14 protein-coding genes, 1 tRNA gene and 1 pseudogene are annotated in these 14486 nt (G+C 59.0%); 6 read left to right on the forward strand and 10 right to left on the reverse strand.

From position 1 onward, the window contains the following. Positions 1–94: 94 nt before the first annotated feature. The 4 genes from LSQ66_RS21060 to LSQ66_RS21075 are packed head-to-tail and all read right to left on the reverse strand — an operon-like array spanning position 95 to position 3861. Entirely contained in the window at positions 95–901 is an 807-nt protein-coding gene (locus tag LSQ66_RS21060) for an MBL fold metallo-hydrolase (protein WP_231767122.1), read from the reverse strand. Further along, entirely contained in the window at positions 882–2411 is a 1530-nt protein-coding gene (dsbD, locus tag LSQ66_RS21065; RefSeq protein ID WP_231767123.1) for a protein-disulfide reductase DsbD, read from the reverse strand. The genes LSQ66_RS21060 and dsbD overlap by 20 nt, the downstream gene beginning before the upstream one ends. Before the next feature lie 15 nt (positions 2412–2426). Next, entirely contained in the window at positions 2427–3470 is a 1044-nt protein-coding gene (locus tag LSQ66_RS21070; RefSeq protein ID WP_231767124.1) for a redoxin domain-containing protein, read from the reverse strand. Position 3471: 1 nt separating this feature from the next. Next, positions 3472–3861, reverse strand: a complete 390-nt coding sequence (locus LSQ66_RS21075; protein ID WP_231767125.1) for a cupin domain-containing protein — start codon at positions 3859–3861, stop codon at positions 3472–3474. 100 nt (positions 3862–3961) lie between these two features. Between LSQ66_RS21075 and pdxR the strand changes: the two genes are divergently transcribed. The 4 genes and pseudogenes from pdxR to LSQ66_RS21095 form a co-directional block, all read left to right on the forward strand. Beyond that, positions 3962–5356, forward strand: coding sequence for a MocR-like pyridoxine biosynthesis transcription factor PdxR (gene pdxR / locus LSQ66_RS21080; protein WP_231767126.1), 1395 nt, complete (start codon positions 3962–3964; stop codon positions 5354–5356). Between the two features lie 32 nt (positions 5357–5388). Beyond that, positions 5389–5979, forward strand: coding sequence for a TetR/AcrR family transcriptional regulator (locus LSQ66_RS21085; protein ID WP_231767127.1), 591 nt, complete (start codon positions 5389–5391; stop codon positions 5977–5979). A 75-nt stretch (positions 5980–6054) separates the two neighbouring features. Further along, on the forward strand, positions 6055–7149 hold the full coding sequence (locus LSQ66_RS21090) for an NADP-dependent oxidoreductase (RefSeq protein ID WP_269449110.1): 1095 nt from the start codon (positions 6055–6057) through the stop codon (positions 7147–7149). Beyond that, positions 7124–7393, forward strand: a pseudogene (locus tag LSQ66_RS21095) (tyrosine-type recombinase/integrase); the annotation flags it as partial. The gene LSQ66_RS21090 and the pseudogene LSQ66_RS21095, both read left to right, overlap by 26 nt. Positions 7394–7447: 54 nt before the next feature. On the opposite strand, the gene LSQ66_RS21100 reads toward LSQ66_RS21095, so the two are convergent. From LSQ66_RS21100 to LSQ66_RS21115, 4 genes are read right to left on the reverse strand one after another with little or no spacing between them, the layout of a single operon-like run. Next, positions 7448–8365 carry a hypothetical protein gene (locus LSQ66_RS21100; RefSeq protein WP_231767129.1) on the reverse strand — a complete coding sequence of 306 codons (918 nt, stop codon included), beginning with the start codon at positions 8363–8365 and terminating at the stop codon, positions 7448–7450. 16 nt (positions 8366–8381) lie between these two features. After that, positions 8382–8852, reverse strand: a complete 471-nt coding sequence (locus LSQ66_RS21105; protein ID WP_231767130.1) for a hypothetical protein — start codon at positions 8850–8852, stop codon at positions 8382–8384. A 12-nt stretch (positions 8853–8864) separates the two neighbouring features. Next, positions 8865–9986, reverse strand: a complete 1122-nt coding sequence (locus tag LSQ66_RS21110; protein ID WP_231767131.1) for a HigA family addiction module antitoxin — start codon at positions 9984–9986, stop codon at positions 8865–8867. 14 nt (positions 9987–10000) lie between these two features. Then, the gene (locus LSQ66_RS21115; RefSeq protein ID WP_231767132.1) at positions 10001–10297 is read right to left on the reverse strand and encodes a type II toxin-antitoxin system RelE/ParE family toxin; all 297 of its coding nucleotides are present in this window, start codon (positions 10295–10297) and stop codon (positions 10001–10003) included. Positions 10298–10933: 636 nt separating this feature from the next. Here LSQ66_RS21115 and LSQ66_RS21120 point away from each other — a divergent pair. After that, positions 10934–11149, forward strand: coding sequence for a hypothetical protein (locus LSQ66_RS21120; protein ID WP_231767133.1), 216 nt, complete (start codon positions 10934–10936; stop codon positions 11147–11149). A 279-nt stretch (positions 11150–11428) separates the two neighbouring features. On the opposite strand, the gene LSQ66_RS21125 is transcribed toward LSQ66_RS21120, so the two are convergent. Continuing rightward, a tRNA-Arg gene (locus LSQ66_RS21125) sits at positions 11429–11504 on the reverse strand. A 200-nt stretch (positions 11505–11704) separates the two neighbouring features. Here LSQ66_RS21125 and LSQ66_RS21130 point away from each other — a divergent pair. Beyond that, complete coding sequence (locus LSQ66_RS21130) at positions 11705–12256, forward strand: c-type cytochrome (RefSeq protein WP_231767134.1); 552 nt, start codon at positions 11705–11707, stop codon at positions 12254–12256. 131 nt (positions 12257–12387) lie between these two features. On the opposite strand, the gene LSQ66_RS21135 is transcribed toward LSQ66_RS21130, so the two are convergent. Next, entirely contained in the window at positions 12388–14436 is a 2049-nt protein-coding gene (locus LSQ66_RS21135; RefSeq protein WP_407659543.1) for a M13 family metallopeptidase, read from the reverse strand. Positions 14437–14486: the final 50 nt, after the last annotated feature.

Raw genomic sequence — 14486 nt, forward strand, 5'->3', positions numbered from 1 at the left:
TTCCCCGAAGTAAACGGCCAAAGCCGGAGCGGCTTCGGCCGTTATGCCATCATAAGAAGGCAATTGCGAGGCGGCTCTGATCTATAGCAAGAGCTCAATCGGAAACGGCATGCAGATAGCGCTCGAAGGAGACATCGGCCGCCGCGCGCGCGCCCTCGATAATGTTCCGCCCCCATGTGAAGCCGAAGATATCGGTGTAGTCGTATGCCGCAAGCCGTGCGCGCATGGCGCGGACGTCACCAGGCTTCATCGGAATATAGTTTGGATAGCTGTACATGAAACCCAGGTGGCGTCTGTCGGAAGCGACCTGCATCGCGTCACCGGGGAAGAGCGCACCGCCGGACCGCGGTCCGCGCTTCCAGTGCAGCGCTGTGCTGCCCGGGAAGTGGCCGCCGCACCGGACAAGCGTGACGTCGGCCGACAATGCCTTCTCCTCTCCCTCCCAGAAGTGTATGCACGGCGAAGGCCGCATCACCCAGCGCCTGTCCGCCTCATGCAGCAGGATAGGAACACCGCCAAAAGCCTCGCTCCACTCCACCATCGACGAATAGAAGTGCGGATGCGAGATTGCGATGCAGTCCACGCCGCCGCGCGCCTTAAGCATGTCCACAACTTCCGGGGTCACGAGGCTCACGCACTCCCAGAGAATGTTGCCAGCGTCGGTAGGGAGCAACAACGCCCGCTGCGGAATCGCAAATTCCACCGGAAGGCCGATGCCGAGCAGGCCGTCGTCCTCCTCGATGCGCAGCGCGTACCGGTCCCGCAGAGCATCATGGGTCGTCCAGGTTTGGCCGTTCCAGCCCACATACTGCCTCTCGTCTTCACAGACCGCGCAATGAGCAGGGGGATGCGCGCTTGGCGCGTACTGCGTTCCACAGGTATTACAGATGAAGCAATCCATTTGCTGTCCTTTCTAGTGAGCGCAGGAAGTCCGGCGCATTCTGGAAACCGATGATGCGGGCGCCCGCTATCTCCCGTCCCTGGCCGTCGAACAGAATGATGGCCGGCGGCCCGAACAATCCGAAGCGCTTCATCAGCGCCCTCTCATCGGGACCGTTGGCTGTTACGTCCACCTGCAGCAGCGTGAGGTCTTTCAGCCTGGCCTTCACCTGCGGCTGGCTGAACGTGAGCTTTTCCATCTCCTTGCAGGAGACGCACCAGTCAGCATAGAAGTCCAGCATCACGGGTCTGCCGCCGGTGCGGCCAAGCGCAGCATCAAGTTCCTGGACTGTGCGGATGCGGGTGAACTGCGTACCGGCCGCCTCGGTCCGCAGTCCGGGAAGCACCGGCGCCACCAGCCAGGCGGCCGTTGCCAGCAGCAGCACGCCGAAGAACTTCTTCACCTTGCCCATCCAGGCGCCGGACCTGGGCAACAGGGAACCGGCCGATACGCCAAGCAGAAGCAGGGGCACGCTCATCCCGGCAGCCATCGCAAACAGGGCGCTCCCGCCGATGAGGACATTACCCGTCTGGCTGATATACAGCAGGGCGCCGGCCAGCGGCGCCGCGACGCATGGCCCGACGATGAGCGCCGATACCATTCCCATCGCGAATACGCCGGCCAGTTTTCCGGACGCCTGCCGGTTCGCCACCCCGGCAAGCCTTCCCTGAAGCGCCGCTGGAACCTGGAGCTCGTAGAGGCCGAACATCGACAGCGCGAGAAGGGTCAGGAGCAGTGCGAAGCCGCCGAGGGTCCATGGGTTCTGGAGAAATGCCGCCAGGCCCTCGCCTATCAGCCCCGCCGTGATGCCAAGCGCCGTGTAAACGATGGCCATGCCGAGCGAGTAGCTGGCTGACAGCAGCAGTCCTCGTTTACGGCTGGCTGTACCTTCCCCAACGATGATCGAAGACAGGATGGGCAGCATCGGCAGCACGCAAGGTGTGAAGGCTAAGCCAAGGCCGAGCACGAGAAACAGTGGAGCGATCACCCACAGTCTCCCTTCGGCCAGCGCCGCCCCGATACGGTCCGGTTCACCTGTACTGGCCTTGCCGGTCAGGGTGATGGACGATTCCTGCGGCATGTAGCAAAGCCCTGAATCCGAGCAGCCCTGGCTGGTGGCAGCAAGCTTGAACGTGCCCGAAGCCTGAACCGGGAGGAGAACCGTCACTTCGCCGCGATAGATCTCCATCTCTTTCTGAAACGTGGAGTCGTACTTGACCTTCCCGCGCGGGAAGCGCGGCTGGCCCAATGTAGCTGCACTCGCCGCGAACTTGAAACGTTCACGGTACATGTAGTATCCGTCGGCTATATGGAAGGTGACTGCAGCTGTGCCTCCGTCCACCATTTTGGCGCTGAAGCGAAACGCGGCTTCCGGTTCAAGGAAATCTTCGGCTGCATTTGCCGCGCGACCAAGGACGAACAAGGCAAACAGCGCGGCCAAAACGAAGCTTGCGCGAATGTAAGCGGGCATGAACACTCCTTGCATTCAGCGGAAGGCCAGCCGCTGGCGCGGCGCCAGCGATTGCACAGCCCTGGCGATGTTGCGGTCCTCCGGACCGAGAACCTGGGCCACGCGTCCGGTGGCGTCGATCAGCACGATGGATGGAATCTGCCTGATGCCGAACGCAGCGAAGAGCGCTCCCGTTCTGTCGAGTACAAGGGGAATGGCAGTCTTCCTGGACTTTCCATACTCGGCCAGTTCTCCAGAGCTTGCCCACAGCGGGGCCGAAACGCCCAGCCACTCCACATCGCCACGCCTGGCCAGGCGCTCTGCCTCCTTGCGCACGCGGGCGCAGGCCTGGGCCGTTGCGGGACGGCTCTCACGCAGATAGGTTTCGCACCATGGAGAGAAGAACACCAGCGCGCGCGGCTTGCCTGAACCGCCCGGACCGAAGGCCACGGACGGCCCTGCAATGGTTTCCGCTGTAATGCCCGAGACCTCCTCGCCCACTTTGAACGCGCGGGACTTGACCGGCGGCTCCGCAGGAAGGATGGCGAGAGGCGCCGGCTTTTCCGACACGGCCTTTTCCAGCGCCTCGTCCAGCTCCCTGTCCGCCAGGTGGCCGACGTGCATGATTCGCCCATCCACGCCGATCAGCACATGCTGCGGCGTGACGCGCAGATTGAGCTTCCCCGCAAGGCTCCCGTTGTCGATCACGATAGGCATATGAAGTCCGTGCCTGCTGCGATACGAACGCACGTCGGCCTCCGTTTCGCTGAAGCCGGTATTGACGGCGACTACCGCGATGCGGCTGCCGTATTTCTGGAATATCTGCTCGAAGCCCGGCATCTGCTCACGGCAGGGCACGCACCATGTGGCCCAGAATTTCAGGTACACCGGCTTCTTTCCATAAAAAGCCGCGAGCTCGATGGTCTTGCCATCGATTGTGGTGAGGCTTGCGCTGGGTCCGGGCTGGCCGATCAGCCGTTTGCCGGCGCTCTGGGCGCGGCTTTTGCCGTCGCCCCCATCGTCGGCCGCGTTGGCGGCGCACAGCACCGCGAGAAGAAGAAGTGCAGCGATCGATTTCATGTCAGTCCGGCTTCGAAAGAGGTTTGTCATCGCTGTCCACCACGAATACGGCCAGCAGTCTGGCGGGCTCGCTCTCGCTGGCGTTCTCGCTGATAAGGTGATGCTCGCCCGGGAGCTCGGAGAAGCCCTCCCCGGCACGATAGACGCGCGCGGCCTGCCCTTCCACCTGGCTCCGGACAGCGCCCGACACCACGTAGGCGTAAATAAAGGCGGATTTTGAATGCCGGTGCGGTGCCGATTTCGCGCCGGGAGCGTAATTCACCTCCACGGCAATCAGCGATTTGCCGGGGATATTCGGAATCGCGCGGTCGAATACGGGGTGCGACTGTGCGCCAGCCAGCGCCAGCCCTGGCAGGGCGGCGAGCGCAATGCAGATCTTCTTCAGGTACATGGTTCGCCTTCAACTCGTTGAGGATCGATGCATGGTATTCGGCTCTTGGCATAGGTAAAAGATGCAAGAATGTTGAGAATCACTGTACCATTACGCTTCGATGGAACCCGGCATCCATATCAACCTCGACCGCGGCAGGGGCGAATCCCTGACCGAGCAAATCACCTCCGCGATGGCTGCGGCCATCCGCGAAGGCCGCCTTTTGCCCGGCGCCCGCCTTCCCTCATGGCGCGACCTGGCGGCCCAGTTGGGCGTCGCCCGGGGCACGGTGCGCATGGCCTACGAGAACCTGCGGGACCAGCAACTGGTGTGGACTGCCGGAGCCGCGGGCACCTACGTCGCGAAGCACATTGCCGCCGTGCCGCCCAGCGCCCGCACCATTCATGATGGCGAACCGGCTGCGGGCTCGCCCTCCCCATCCGCGATCTTCCGTATCGGCGTGCCTGCGCAGGACGTGTTTCCGTTCAAGACCTGGTCCCGCATCATGGGCCGCGCAGCGCGTGCGGCTTCCGCAATGCCCCTGGCCTACCCGGACCCGCAAGGCGAGACCGCATTGCGCGCCGAAATCGCGGCCTACCTGTGCATGGCGCGGGGCATGCAATGCACGCCACAGCAGATCTTCATTACCCACGGCTTCGCGGGAGGACTGGAGCTTGCGCTGAAGGTGTTGGGAATGGCGCGGAGCAGCGCCTGGATGGAGGAACCCGGATTTTCATTGACACGGCAAATGCTGGAGAAATCCGGTGTCAGTCCGATACCGGTGCCAGTGGACGCGGAAGGCCTCAACGTGGAAGCGGGCATTGCCCTGGCGCCCCATGCGGCGCTGGCAGTGGTCACTGCGGGCCAGCAGGCGCCTACCGGCGTCACGCTTTCGCTCGCGAGGAGACATGCCCTTCTCGAGTGGGCAGCCCGTTCAGACGCCTGGATCGTCGAAGATGACTACCTGGGCGAGCTTCAGCTCCAGGGCCGCGCGACGCCCGCATTGGCCTCGCTGGACCGGAACGGCCGGGTGCTCCACATTGGCACGTTCAGCAAAACCATCAATCCGGGACTACGCGTGGGCTACCTGGTGGCGCCGCCACAGCTTGCGCCGCAGGTGGCCAGCATGGCCGGAACTTTCACCTCTGCCCCGGCACCCGCGATCCAACTGGCCGTCGCGGAGTTCATGCACGATGGCCACTACCTGCGCCATCTGCGCCGCATGAAGCGCCTCTATGCGGACCGGCGACGCGCCCTTGGCGATTGCCTCGCTTCGATGTCCATTCCGCATGTCGAAGCCGGACTCGCCGTGCTGATCCGCCTGCCCGATGGCGTGAACGATGCCGAAGCCGCCGCGCGGGCACGCACCGCGGGCATGGCCCCCTCGGCGCTATCCTGGTGGCACGCGAATCCCTTCCCCGGCTATGGCGGGCTGCTGCTGGGCGTCACCAACCTGGCCGTGGAAAACGTTTCCGCATATTGCCAACGCCTGCAAGACGTCTTGAAGAGTTTCTAGACGACTGGTCTACTTCATGTTATGGTGTGCGCATGAAGACCTCCATCGCAGACTCGCGGCAGCACATTCTCCGTATCGGCAAAGGGCTGATACTGCGGAAGGGCTTTACGGCCGTGGGCCTGGCCGAGCTGCTGGCTGCCGCCTCGGTGCCGAAAGGCTCCTTCTATCACTACTTTGCCTCCAAAGAGGCGTTCGGCGAGGCGCTGCTGGAGTGGTACTTCGAGGAGCATCTTCAGCACCTCGATACCTTGCTTACCCGTCCCTCCTCGGCGGCGGAACGTCTCAATGGCTACTGGCGCTACTGGCTCGCCGCCCAGCGTGGCGACGACCCGAACGCCAAATGCCTTGCCGTGAAACTGAGCGCGGAAGTATCGGACCTCTCCGAAGCCATGCGCGCAGTTCTGGAGCGCGGTACGGACGGCGTCATCCGCAGGCTTACGGAATGCATCGAGGACGGCAAGCTCGATGGCTCCATTGCCGTTCCGGACAGCGCAAAAGAGCTGGCCACTTCCCTGTATGCCATGTGGCTGGGCGCCAGCCTGCTGGCCAAGGTCACGCAGGATGACCGTCCGCTGCAGACAGCGATGGTAAGCACACGGCACATTCTGAAGCTTTCAAGGTAGGCGGCATCTCAAATCGAACCGCCAGATTACTTTAACCAATTTCTAGACGACCGGTCTACTTCAAGGAGAACAAAAATGGATAAGAACCACCGCATCGTATTGGCCGCCAGGCCCGAAGGCGCACCGCGCATGGGCGACTTCCGGCTTGAGGAACAGGATAAACCGGCGCCGCAGCACGGCCAGGTGCTGCTTCGAACCCTGTACCTGTCGCTGGACCCGTACATGCGCGGCCGGATGAGCGACGCCAAGTCCTATGCGCCCCCAATCCCGCTGGGCGAAGTCATGGTGGGCGGCACGGTAAGCGAAGTCGCCGAGTCGGCCCATCCGGATTTCCGGCCTGGGGACCTGGTGCTGGCCAATGCGGGATGGCAGACGTACGCCCTGTCCGACGGCAGTGACCTCACCCCTCTCGCCGGCCTGCCCCGGCCCTCCCTCGCGCTCAGCCTTCTCGGCATGCCGGGCTTCACGGCCTGGCACGGGCTGCTGAAGATCGGCGATCCGCAGCCTGGCGAGACCGTGGTGGTGGCCGCGGCCAGCGGCGCCGTGGGCTCCGTCGTGGGACAGATCGCTAAAATCAAGGGCGCGCGGGCAATAGGCATCGCGGGCGGGCCGGAGAAGTGCCGCTACGTCGTCGAAGAACTCGGATTCGACGCATGCCTCGACCGCCACGATACGGACTTTGCCCGCAAACTCGCCGAAGCCTGCCCGCAGGGCATCGACGTCTACTTCGAGAGTGTTGGCGGCGAGGTGTTCGACGCCGTCCTGCCCCTGCTCAATGACGGCGCGCGCGTACCCGTGTGCGGCTCCATCGCGCACTACAACGAGAGCGAAGGCGGCCAAGGCAAGGACAGGCTTCCCGCCCTGCTCTCCGCACTCGTGTTCCGCCGCATCCGTATCCAGGGCTTCATCATCCTGGACCATTACGCGGAAGGCTTCGAGCCCTTCAGGCAGGACATGAGCCGCTGGCTCCGAGAAGGCAAGGTGACGCTGCGGGAGGACGTGATCGAGGGACTGGAGAATGCTCCCGCTGGCCTCATCGGGCTGCTGGAGGGTAAAAACTTCGGAAAGGCCGTGGTGCGGGTCGGCGAAAAAGCCCAGCTTCCCAAAGCAAACAACGCATCTGCCAAAAAACGAAAACTGAGGTCCCCGAACGATTCCCTTATCAACTAAGGCGGTAGCGGCATTGAGGACTCGCGACGTCAACAAGGTAGAGGCTCAAGTATTTTCGCTTCAGGCTGAATCCGTGAACCAAGCTTTTGAGCGAGCTTGTGAGCCTCATCGCGCTAATATTCCCGGGCTGCGCTTCCATGATCTAAGGCACGAAGCTACGAGCCGACTGTTCGAAAAAAGGCTGAACGTGATGGAGGTTGCGGCGATCACTGGTCATAAAACATTGGATATGCTCAAGCGTTAGACACATCTACGCGCAGAGGATCTGGCAAAAGAACTAGGGCGAGCCAGGTCGCAGTTAACTCCAGGGAAGGAATTTTTCGTATTGGGACGGCAGGAGGCTGTATTCTCCCCAGTTCTCAGTCTTGAACCTAGGGATTCCTTCACCCGCCGAACTTATGGCGCCGTAGAACAGCATTACTCGACCAATCGAGCCCTGATCAATTCTCTTCCGTTCGTCAAACGTCGGGTAAGTGTAAATCTTGAGTTCAGGGAAGTTTTGGACTTTGAGGTAGATGATGTTGCGGAACGTCAGGCGAGCATACCGCTCGATACGGCCAAAATACAAGTTGGGCCGCTGCGGGAGGTCCATCTCATCTAAGCGCGCCACATCATAAAGTAAGTCGCGTAAATGCAACGCGTATTGACTGTCTGGCAGGAAGAACGCGCGATGAATGTTCTTATCAAAACCGCGACAGATCGAAAGAACGCTGGTGATTCTCGTTGGGAGTAACACCTTCTTCCCGGTATGACGACCGAGTGGTATTTCCGTAATAGGCCCATCAGGATCGACTATCTGTGTCTGCCGGAATTCGAAATCCTCCAACGTCTCGTCGATCAGAATCTCTGGCGGATGTTCGGCCCATCCCCCCACTAGCACAAGGTTCTCATTCTGAACCGCTCGCTTGACTTCCTCTTCAGAGTGGTATTGCAAGCCCGCTCCACGAGAGACTCGCAGTGAACAGGCAATGTGTTTAAAAGCCTTCCTATGCCTGAAATGAGCTGTACGGCTATTGGTGAAAAGCTCTTTCTCCTCGGGTGCTCTACTCAATGGAGTTGTGCATTCAGGGCAAAAGATCGCACCCCTCATTTCATGACGATACTCAGCTGGAGTGACTTGCTCAGCTTTTTCCAGATCCTCACGTTTATCTTCGCCAAAGATCCAATTAGGGTTATGGTAAGCAAACGCTATCCGATGCTGCTTATCACCAACCATCAGCTCCTCCGCGTAATCAACCGAACTTCCTACGAGCAAGCGCAGACTCTTCTAAGTCATAGGTGAAATCAAACACCACTTGCACTGGAACCTGCGGCTGACGATTTTCGTTATAACTGTCCACATCGTTTTTGAGCTGTTTGCAATCACCTAAAATCTGTTGTCGGCGCTGTTGAAACGCGAGTTGCATGTGCTGAGGCGAGGCCGTGCGAATGTCGTCCCACAGAACGAGTTGCTCAGTACCTTCAACATAGGTAGCAGCGTGCTTGGTTCTTACGCGGCGCCCTTGTGCATCACGAACGTACTCATCTCGAAGGGCGCGTGAGAGTTCCTCCGCACACTGACTGACCACTGCCGATGGATGAGGTGCCCACTTGCCAACTCTTATCGCCCAGCTTGCGACCTCGCGCGTAGTGGCGGGCCATTTTTGACCAGCCTCTTGATAAAGCTGAACAAGTTGTTGCAGTCTCTCATTCTTCGTCGCCATAGCTCCTCCAAATCAATTACTACTTAGATCTAACATCCTTCCAAAGCCATCAGTTAGCGCGGTTGAAGTCACAAAGTCTCTAATCTTCTCCAACTTCTTCCTATGGAAACTCCAAGGTAAAAGGCCTCGATTTTGGAGCTGGCCGACCACTATCCCTGGATGCACTCGCATCCGAAGAGCAAATCCATTGATCGATTCATCGCTAAACATTGGGCTCACTCGCGCTATAAAACCCTCGAACTCTTTACTTGGAACAAGAGTTTCAGCAGCAGCATCATTCGCCCTAATCTCATTCGCTGGCTTCTCATCGTTGCTTTGAATATCCACATCCAAAATAGGATGCGACATCCCTTCTTTGTGCAAGACATGGTCGAGTTCATGGAATAGGGTGTGCCAAAAATTGTCCACCCTATCGAACCTAAGCGACATAGCTATGACTGGACTCTTATCTATCCAAAAACATGCACCGTCGATTTTGCAACCAGGCAAACTCTCCACAACAATGAAGCGGATACCATATCTGTTTAGAATGGAAGCAACTGATCTTGCACCATCTACGTACTCGACAAGCTCACGTAGCTCTTCAATAGCACCTTTGAGCTTAGACTCTGAGTACTTTTGAGCAGGAGCAGCCTTCGCTAGTTGTTTAGCTCGCGATAGCCAAGCAAGTTGCAAAATTGACGTGTCGTCATAGGATTTTTTTTTCGCAGCGTGGAGAAATTCTGGCTGCTCATCAATAGATGATATACCAAAAAACGAAAGCACTTGACTCTCTAAGAGTTCAATATTCTTCGTAGACTCAATCCAACCACGCTTTACCATCTCTCGGACAGGGAAAAGCCCATGCAGCTTTGCCTTCTTAGCGATTGACTCTTCCCCATACGAACGAACCTTAGAAAGCTGATATTGGCTCTCCAAATTCATCCAAAGTTCAGGGCCGGTTTCAAGAGCCTGTCCAAGTGCAATAGCAGTCTCAGGAGTAACCGTTCTCTTCCCACCGATTACTTCGCTCACCAGACGGGCATCTTTACCAATGATCTCGGCAAACTCGGCTTGCGTCCACCCCCTCGCTTCCAGTTCCTCCCGAAGAAATTCTCCTGGAGGAAATACCTCAGCAGCGACTCGTGCTCCCATAACAATCTCCAAATTCAGTGATAATCTTCGATAGAAATGATCCAGACGGCCTTGCCATCGTCGCGTTCTACTAACTTCAAAATCAAGCGCCATTGATCATTCAGCCGCATCGAGTACTCTCCGGCACGGTTGCCCTTCAGCTTCTCAAAATGCAACGATTTCATCGAATAAAACGCCCGCTCATCCGGGGCAGCACGGATGAGTTGCAGACGTTTCCTGTACGCTGTAACGATGGGTCTAGCGAATCCTCCAGTGAAGGTGAGATCCGTCTCAAGACGATCGTACGTTTCATCCTTAAAGTCGATATCCATCCACTGTATATAATATCAGTATTTCGTGATTTTTCCAACTTTACGCTTTGTGTAAAGATGTATGGATCGACAGGTTACAACAGCCATGTGATCTTTGCAACTTAAATGGGGAAATGGGCATGAAAGTGGATAGCGCCACGTACCAGCCCTGTCGGTCAAGAGCAAAGATGAGCACCAGACTCATGCGCACTTTACGTGGGCGGCCACGACGCTTGTCTTCGAATACGGTAGAAGTGTGCTAGGTGGATGGAACCGACAAGGACTCTGAACACATACGAGGCGAAGAAGGCAGCGATACCCTCAGCATGCCAAAGGAAACGCTTAGCCCCAAGGAGGCGTCAGATCGGAGGCAGAGCTGATGGATTGCGAGATGCATCCCTGCTTGCTGATGACTTGTGCATCAGCACCGCTAACTGTTCGACCGACACCAGCTCCAACTCAAAGGAGAACTTGACCTCAACCTCCCCCTTCATAAATTTCCGAGTTAACAATCTCTCGATTCTGGCTCGACTGATAGCGGTCATCAGGGCTGTCACAGATAAACCACGAAGACTCAAGGCGCTAGAGACCACTACAGGAATCTCTGGCGCCACGTGGCGAACCTTTTGGAATAGGACGAGTTCGCCGTCAGGAGAAATGATCGTGACTGCCGCAAAGCATTGGCCGCAATACGCCTTTTGGCTCGCCAGTGGGGCAGCTGAACCGGAGGCATGGCATGTAGCTCTTGCGAGGGCGGACGGTGTAGAAGAGAAGAAGGTGGAACTCGCGGAAACTACGGCGTATTTTGGCTACCAACTATCCCTGATTGGTGCGCTGCAGCCTCCGGCATTTCCTGCCCTCAAAGGTGCTTGAATGGGTGGATGACGCATGGCAGGAAGAAATCGCTAAAAGAATGCCACTTGGCCCGCATCTCTACCAGCACCAGTCGGACTCATCGACAGTTAATCTGGTCAGGAGCCTCGCTTGAGTGCTGAATACATGGCGGCTAGGGAGGAGCTTTTCACCGAAATTAGGCGGAAAAAGCTGGAAAAAACTTGCAACCCTAAGATCGCGGAAAAACCACGCCGCAAGGAAACCAACGCGGCTCATTTTGATACATTCGTATTGCAAAAATGCGCAAAACAATGCCGTTGGTGCGGCTGGCTGGGATCGAACCAGCGACCCTTGGCTTCGGAGGCCAATACTCTATCCACTGAGCTACAGCCGCACGGGGGTATGTCGGAAGAGACACGAAGGATACCGGGTTTCGTGGAAACCGTCCATGGAAAGTGTCTCTTCGCCAGCATATTGCATTCCCCGCAAGGGGTTTTCCGTCTATAATCGCGGGTTTGGCGAGGGTTGCTTGCTATTGGTGCAAAAAAGCTAACGCCAAGGGTCACCAGCTTCGGAAACTGTACTAAGGAAATCATGAGCGACGCACACCACGAACACGAATCCGCCATCAGAACGCCTAAGCAACTCGTTGCTGCCGTAGTTGGCTTCTTTGCCATTACCATTCTCGGTATTATCCTGCTGGTGCAGTACGTTACCCAGGACAAGCTGACGGGCGCCGGTTCGAACGCGCAGACCGCCGAAGCCGTGGCTGCACGCCTGAAGCCAGTCGCAGACGAAGGTTTCACCCTGAAGGATGCGAATGCACCGAAAGTGCTGCAGTCCGGCGAAGCGATCTACACCTCCACCTGCCAAGCTTGCCACGGCACCGGCGCTGCCGGCGCACCGAAGGTTGGCGACAACGGCGCCTGGGGCAGCCGCCTGGCACAGGGCTACGACACCATCGTGAAACACGCTATCGAAGGTATCCGCGCAATGCCTGCCAAAGGCGGCAATCCGGATCTGGACGATGTGGAAGTGGCGCGCGCTGTGGTGTACATGGCGAACAAGTCGGGCGGTAAGCTGAAGGAGCCTGAAGTGCCTGCAGCTCCAGCTGCTGCGGCGCCTGCACCGGAACCTAAGGGCTGATTCTTCCGGCCTCATAAAAAAACCGCTCGTTTGAGCGGTTTTTTTTCGTCCCTGCCGCCGCCGACTGTGTGCGGTGGCGGACCGGGTTACCGGGGACAGACCCCCTGGGGTCTGTCCCCTGCCTTTCGGCATTACCAGATGATGACGCGGTCTTTCGGGGACAGGTACATCTTGTCGCCGGGCTTCACGCCGAAGGCGTCGTAGAAGCCTGGCTGGTTGCGCATGGTGCCGTTGGCGCGGTACTGGCCAGGCGAGTGCGGGTCGGTCTTGATCTGCTGGATCAGCGCCGGATCGCGCATCTTCATGCGCCATACCTGGGACCAGCCCATGAAGAAGCGCTGGTCGCCCGTCAGGCCGTCGATCACGGGCGCCTTCTTGCCCTTCAGGGACAGCTTGTAGGCCTTGTACGCCACGGCGAGACCGGAGTTGTCGCCGATGTTCTCGCCCAGCGTCAGCTCGCCGTTCACGTTGTAGCCTGGCAGCGGGCTGAAGGCGTTGTACTGCGCCACCAGCTGGCCGGTCTTGGCCTTGAAGTTCTTGTGATCCGCTTCGCTCCACCAGTCGCGCAGGTTGCCGTCGCCGTCGTACTGGGCGCCCTGGTCGTCGAAGCCGTGGCTGATCTCGTGGCCGATCACGCCGCCGATGGCGCCGTAGTTGACCGCGTCATCCGCCTTTGGATCGAAGAACGGCGGCTGCAGGATGGAGGCCGGGAAGACGATTTCGTTCATCTCCGGGTTGTAGTAGGCATTCACGGTCTGCGGAGTCATCAGCCACTCGTCGCGGTCGATAGGCTTGCCCAGCTTGTTCACTTCATAGTTGTAGCGGAACTCCGTGGCGCGGCGCACGTTGCCCAGCAGGTCGTCGCGCTTGACGGTCATGGAAGAATAGTCGCGCCACTTGTTCGGATAGCCGATCTTGGTGGTGAACTTGGCCAGCTTGGCCTGGGCTTCCTTCTTGGTGGCAGGGGTCATCCACTCCAGCGTGTTGATGCTTTGCTTGAAGGCGGCCAGCAGGTTCTTCACCAGCACGTCCATGCGCGCCTTGTATTCCGGCGGGAAGTACTGCTCGACATAGACCTTGCCGATGCTTTCGCCCAGCGCCGCTTCGGTGGCGCTCACGCCGCGCTTCCAGCGTGGACGCATCTCGGTCACGCCGCTCAGGGTCTTGCCGTAGAAGTCGAAGTTCGTTTCGACGAACTGCTTGGACATGTATGGCGCTGCGCTGCGCACCAGCTGCCACTGGAAGTAGGCCTTCAGCGTTTCCAGCGGCGTATCCGCCAGAACCTTGTCCAGCGCCTGGAAGTAGGTCGGCTGGCCGACAATGACGTAATCGACCTTGCCCGCCAGGCCGGTGGCGGCCAGGTAGCCGTTCCAGTCGTAGCCCGGCATCATGGCAGGCAGCTTGGCCAGCTCGTACTTGTTGTAGGCCTTGACGGGGTCGCGCAGTTCAACCTTGGTCCACTGGATCTTCGCGATCTCGGTTTCGAAGGCGACGATGGCTTTCGCGTTGGCGGTGGCGTTAGCATCGCCCGCCAGCGCCAGCATCTTGGCGATGTTGACTTCGTACTTGGCCAGCGCGTCGGCCAGCTTCGCGTCGTCCTTCTTCAGGTAGTAGTCGCGGTCCGGCAGACCGAGGCCGCTCTGGCCGAAGTCGGCCACGTATTTGGTGGAATCCTTGTTGTCCTGGTGGACGCCGAAATCGATCGGTGCGCTGATGCCCACGCGGTTCATGTAGGCGATGAGCGCGGGCAGTTCCTTCTTGTCCTTCAGCGCCGCGATGCGGGCCTGGTCGGCCTGGATCGGCGCAACGCCCAGCTGCTCGAGGCGCGCTTCATCCATGAAGGCGGCGTAGAAGTCGCCGATGCGCTGCTTGTCCGCATTGCCGCTTGCGTTCGCGGCGGCATTCTCGATGATGGCGCGCAGCTGCGGCTGGATATCGTCATGCAGCTTGGCGAAGGAGCCCCAGCTTGCCTTGTCCGCAGGGATCTCGGTCGTGGCCAGCCACTTGCCGTTGGTGTGGACGAAGAAGTCGTCCTGCGCGCGCACGGCCGGGTCGATGTATTCGACGGCGATGCCGGAGGTGGGCTTGGATGGCTTGACGGACTTTTCGGCCGCGCCGGCCATACCGGATACGCTGGCCAGCAGGGCCAGCGTCAGGGCACTGAGCAGATGTCGTTTCAAAGTATTCCTCTCATGGAGTTTTGTTTTCAAATGCAAAACGCCCGGTCTTG

This window comes from Massilia endophytica, from assembly GCF_021165955.1.
Classification (GTDB): Bacteria; Pseudomonadota; Gammaproteobacteria; order Burkholderiales; family Burkholderiaceae_D; genus Rugamonas; species Rugamonas endophytica.

Bases quoted from the DNA above. Each gene is read 5' to 3' on its own strand.
- pdxR (WP_231767126.1), top strand. From the start codon at position 3,962: ATGGAACCCGGCATCCATATCAACCTCGACCGCGGCAGGGGCGAATCC.
- LSQ66_RS21100 (WP_231767129.1), bottom strand. From the start codon at position 8,365: ATGGTTGGTGATAAGCAGCATCGGATAGCGTTTGCTTACCATAACCCT.
- LSQ66_RS21115 (WP_231767132.1), bottom strand. From the start codon at position 10,297: ATGGATATCGACTTTAAGGATGAAACGTACGATCGTCTTGAGACGGAT.
- LSQ66_RS21075 (WP_231767125.1), bottom strand. From the start codon at position 3,861: ATGTACCTGAAGAAGATCTGCATTGCGCTCGCCGCCCTGCCAGGGCTG.
- dsbD (WP_231767123.1), bottom strand. From the start codon at position 2,411: ATGCCCGCTTACATTCGCGCAAGCTTCGTTTTGGCCGCGCTGTTTGCC.
- LSQ66_RS21120 (WP_231767133.1), top strand. From the start codon at position 10,934: ATGATCGTGACTGCCGCAAAGCATTGGCCGCAATACGCCTTTTGGCTC.
- LSQ66_RS21085 (WP_231767127.1), top strand. From the start codon at position 5,389: ATGAAGACCTCCATCGCAGACTCGCGGCAGCACATTCTCCGTATCGGC.
- LSQ66_RS21090 (WP_269449110.1), top strand. From the start codon at position 6,055: ATGGATAAGAACCACCGCATCGTATTGGCCGCCAGGCCCGAAGGCGCA.
- LSQ66_RS21105 (WP_231767130.1), bottom strand. From the start codon at position 8,852: ATGGCGACGAAGAATGAGAGACTGCAACAACTTGTTCAGCTTTATCAA.
- LSQ66_RS21130 (WP_231767134.1), top strand. From the start codon at position 11,705: ATGAGCGACGCACACCACGAACACGAATCCGCCATCAGAACGCCTAAG.
- LSQ66_RS21060 (WP_231767122.1), bottom strand. From the start codon at position 901: ATGGATTGCTTCATCTGTAATACCTGTGGAACGCAGTACGCGCCAAGC.
- LSQ66_RS21070 (WP_231767124.1), bottom strand. From the start codon at position 3,470: ATGAAATCGATCGCTGCACTTCTTCTTCTCGCGGTGCTGTGCGCCGCC.
- LSQ66_RS21110 (WP_231767131.1), bottom strand. From the start codon at position 9,986: ATGGGAGCACGAGTCGCTGCTGAGGTATTTCCTCCAGGAGAATTTCTT.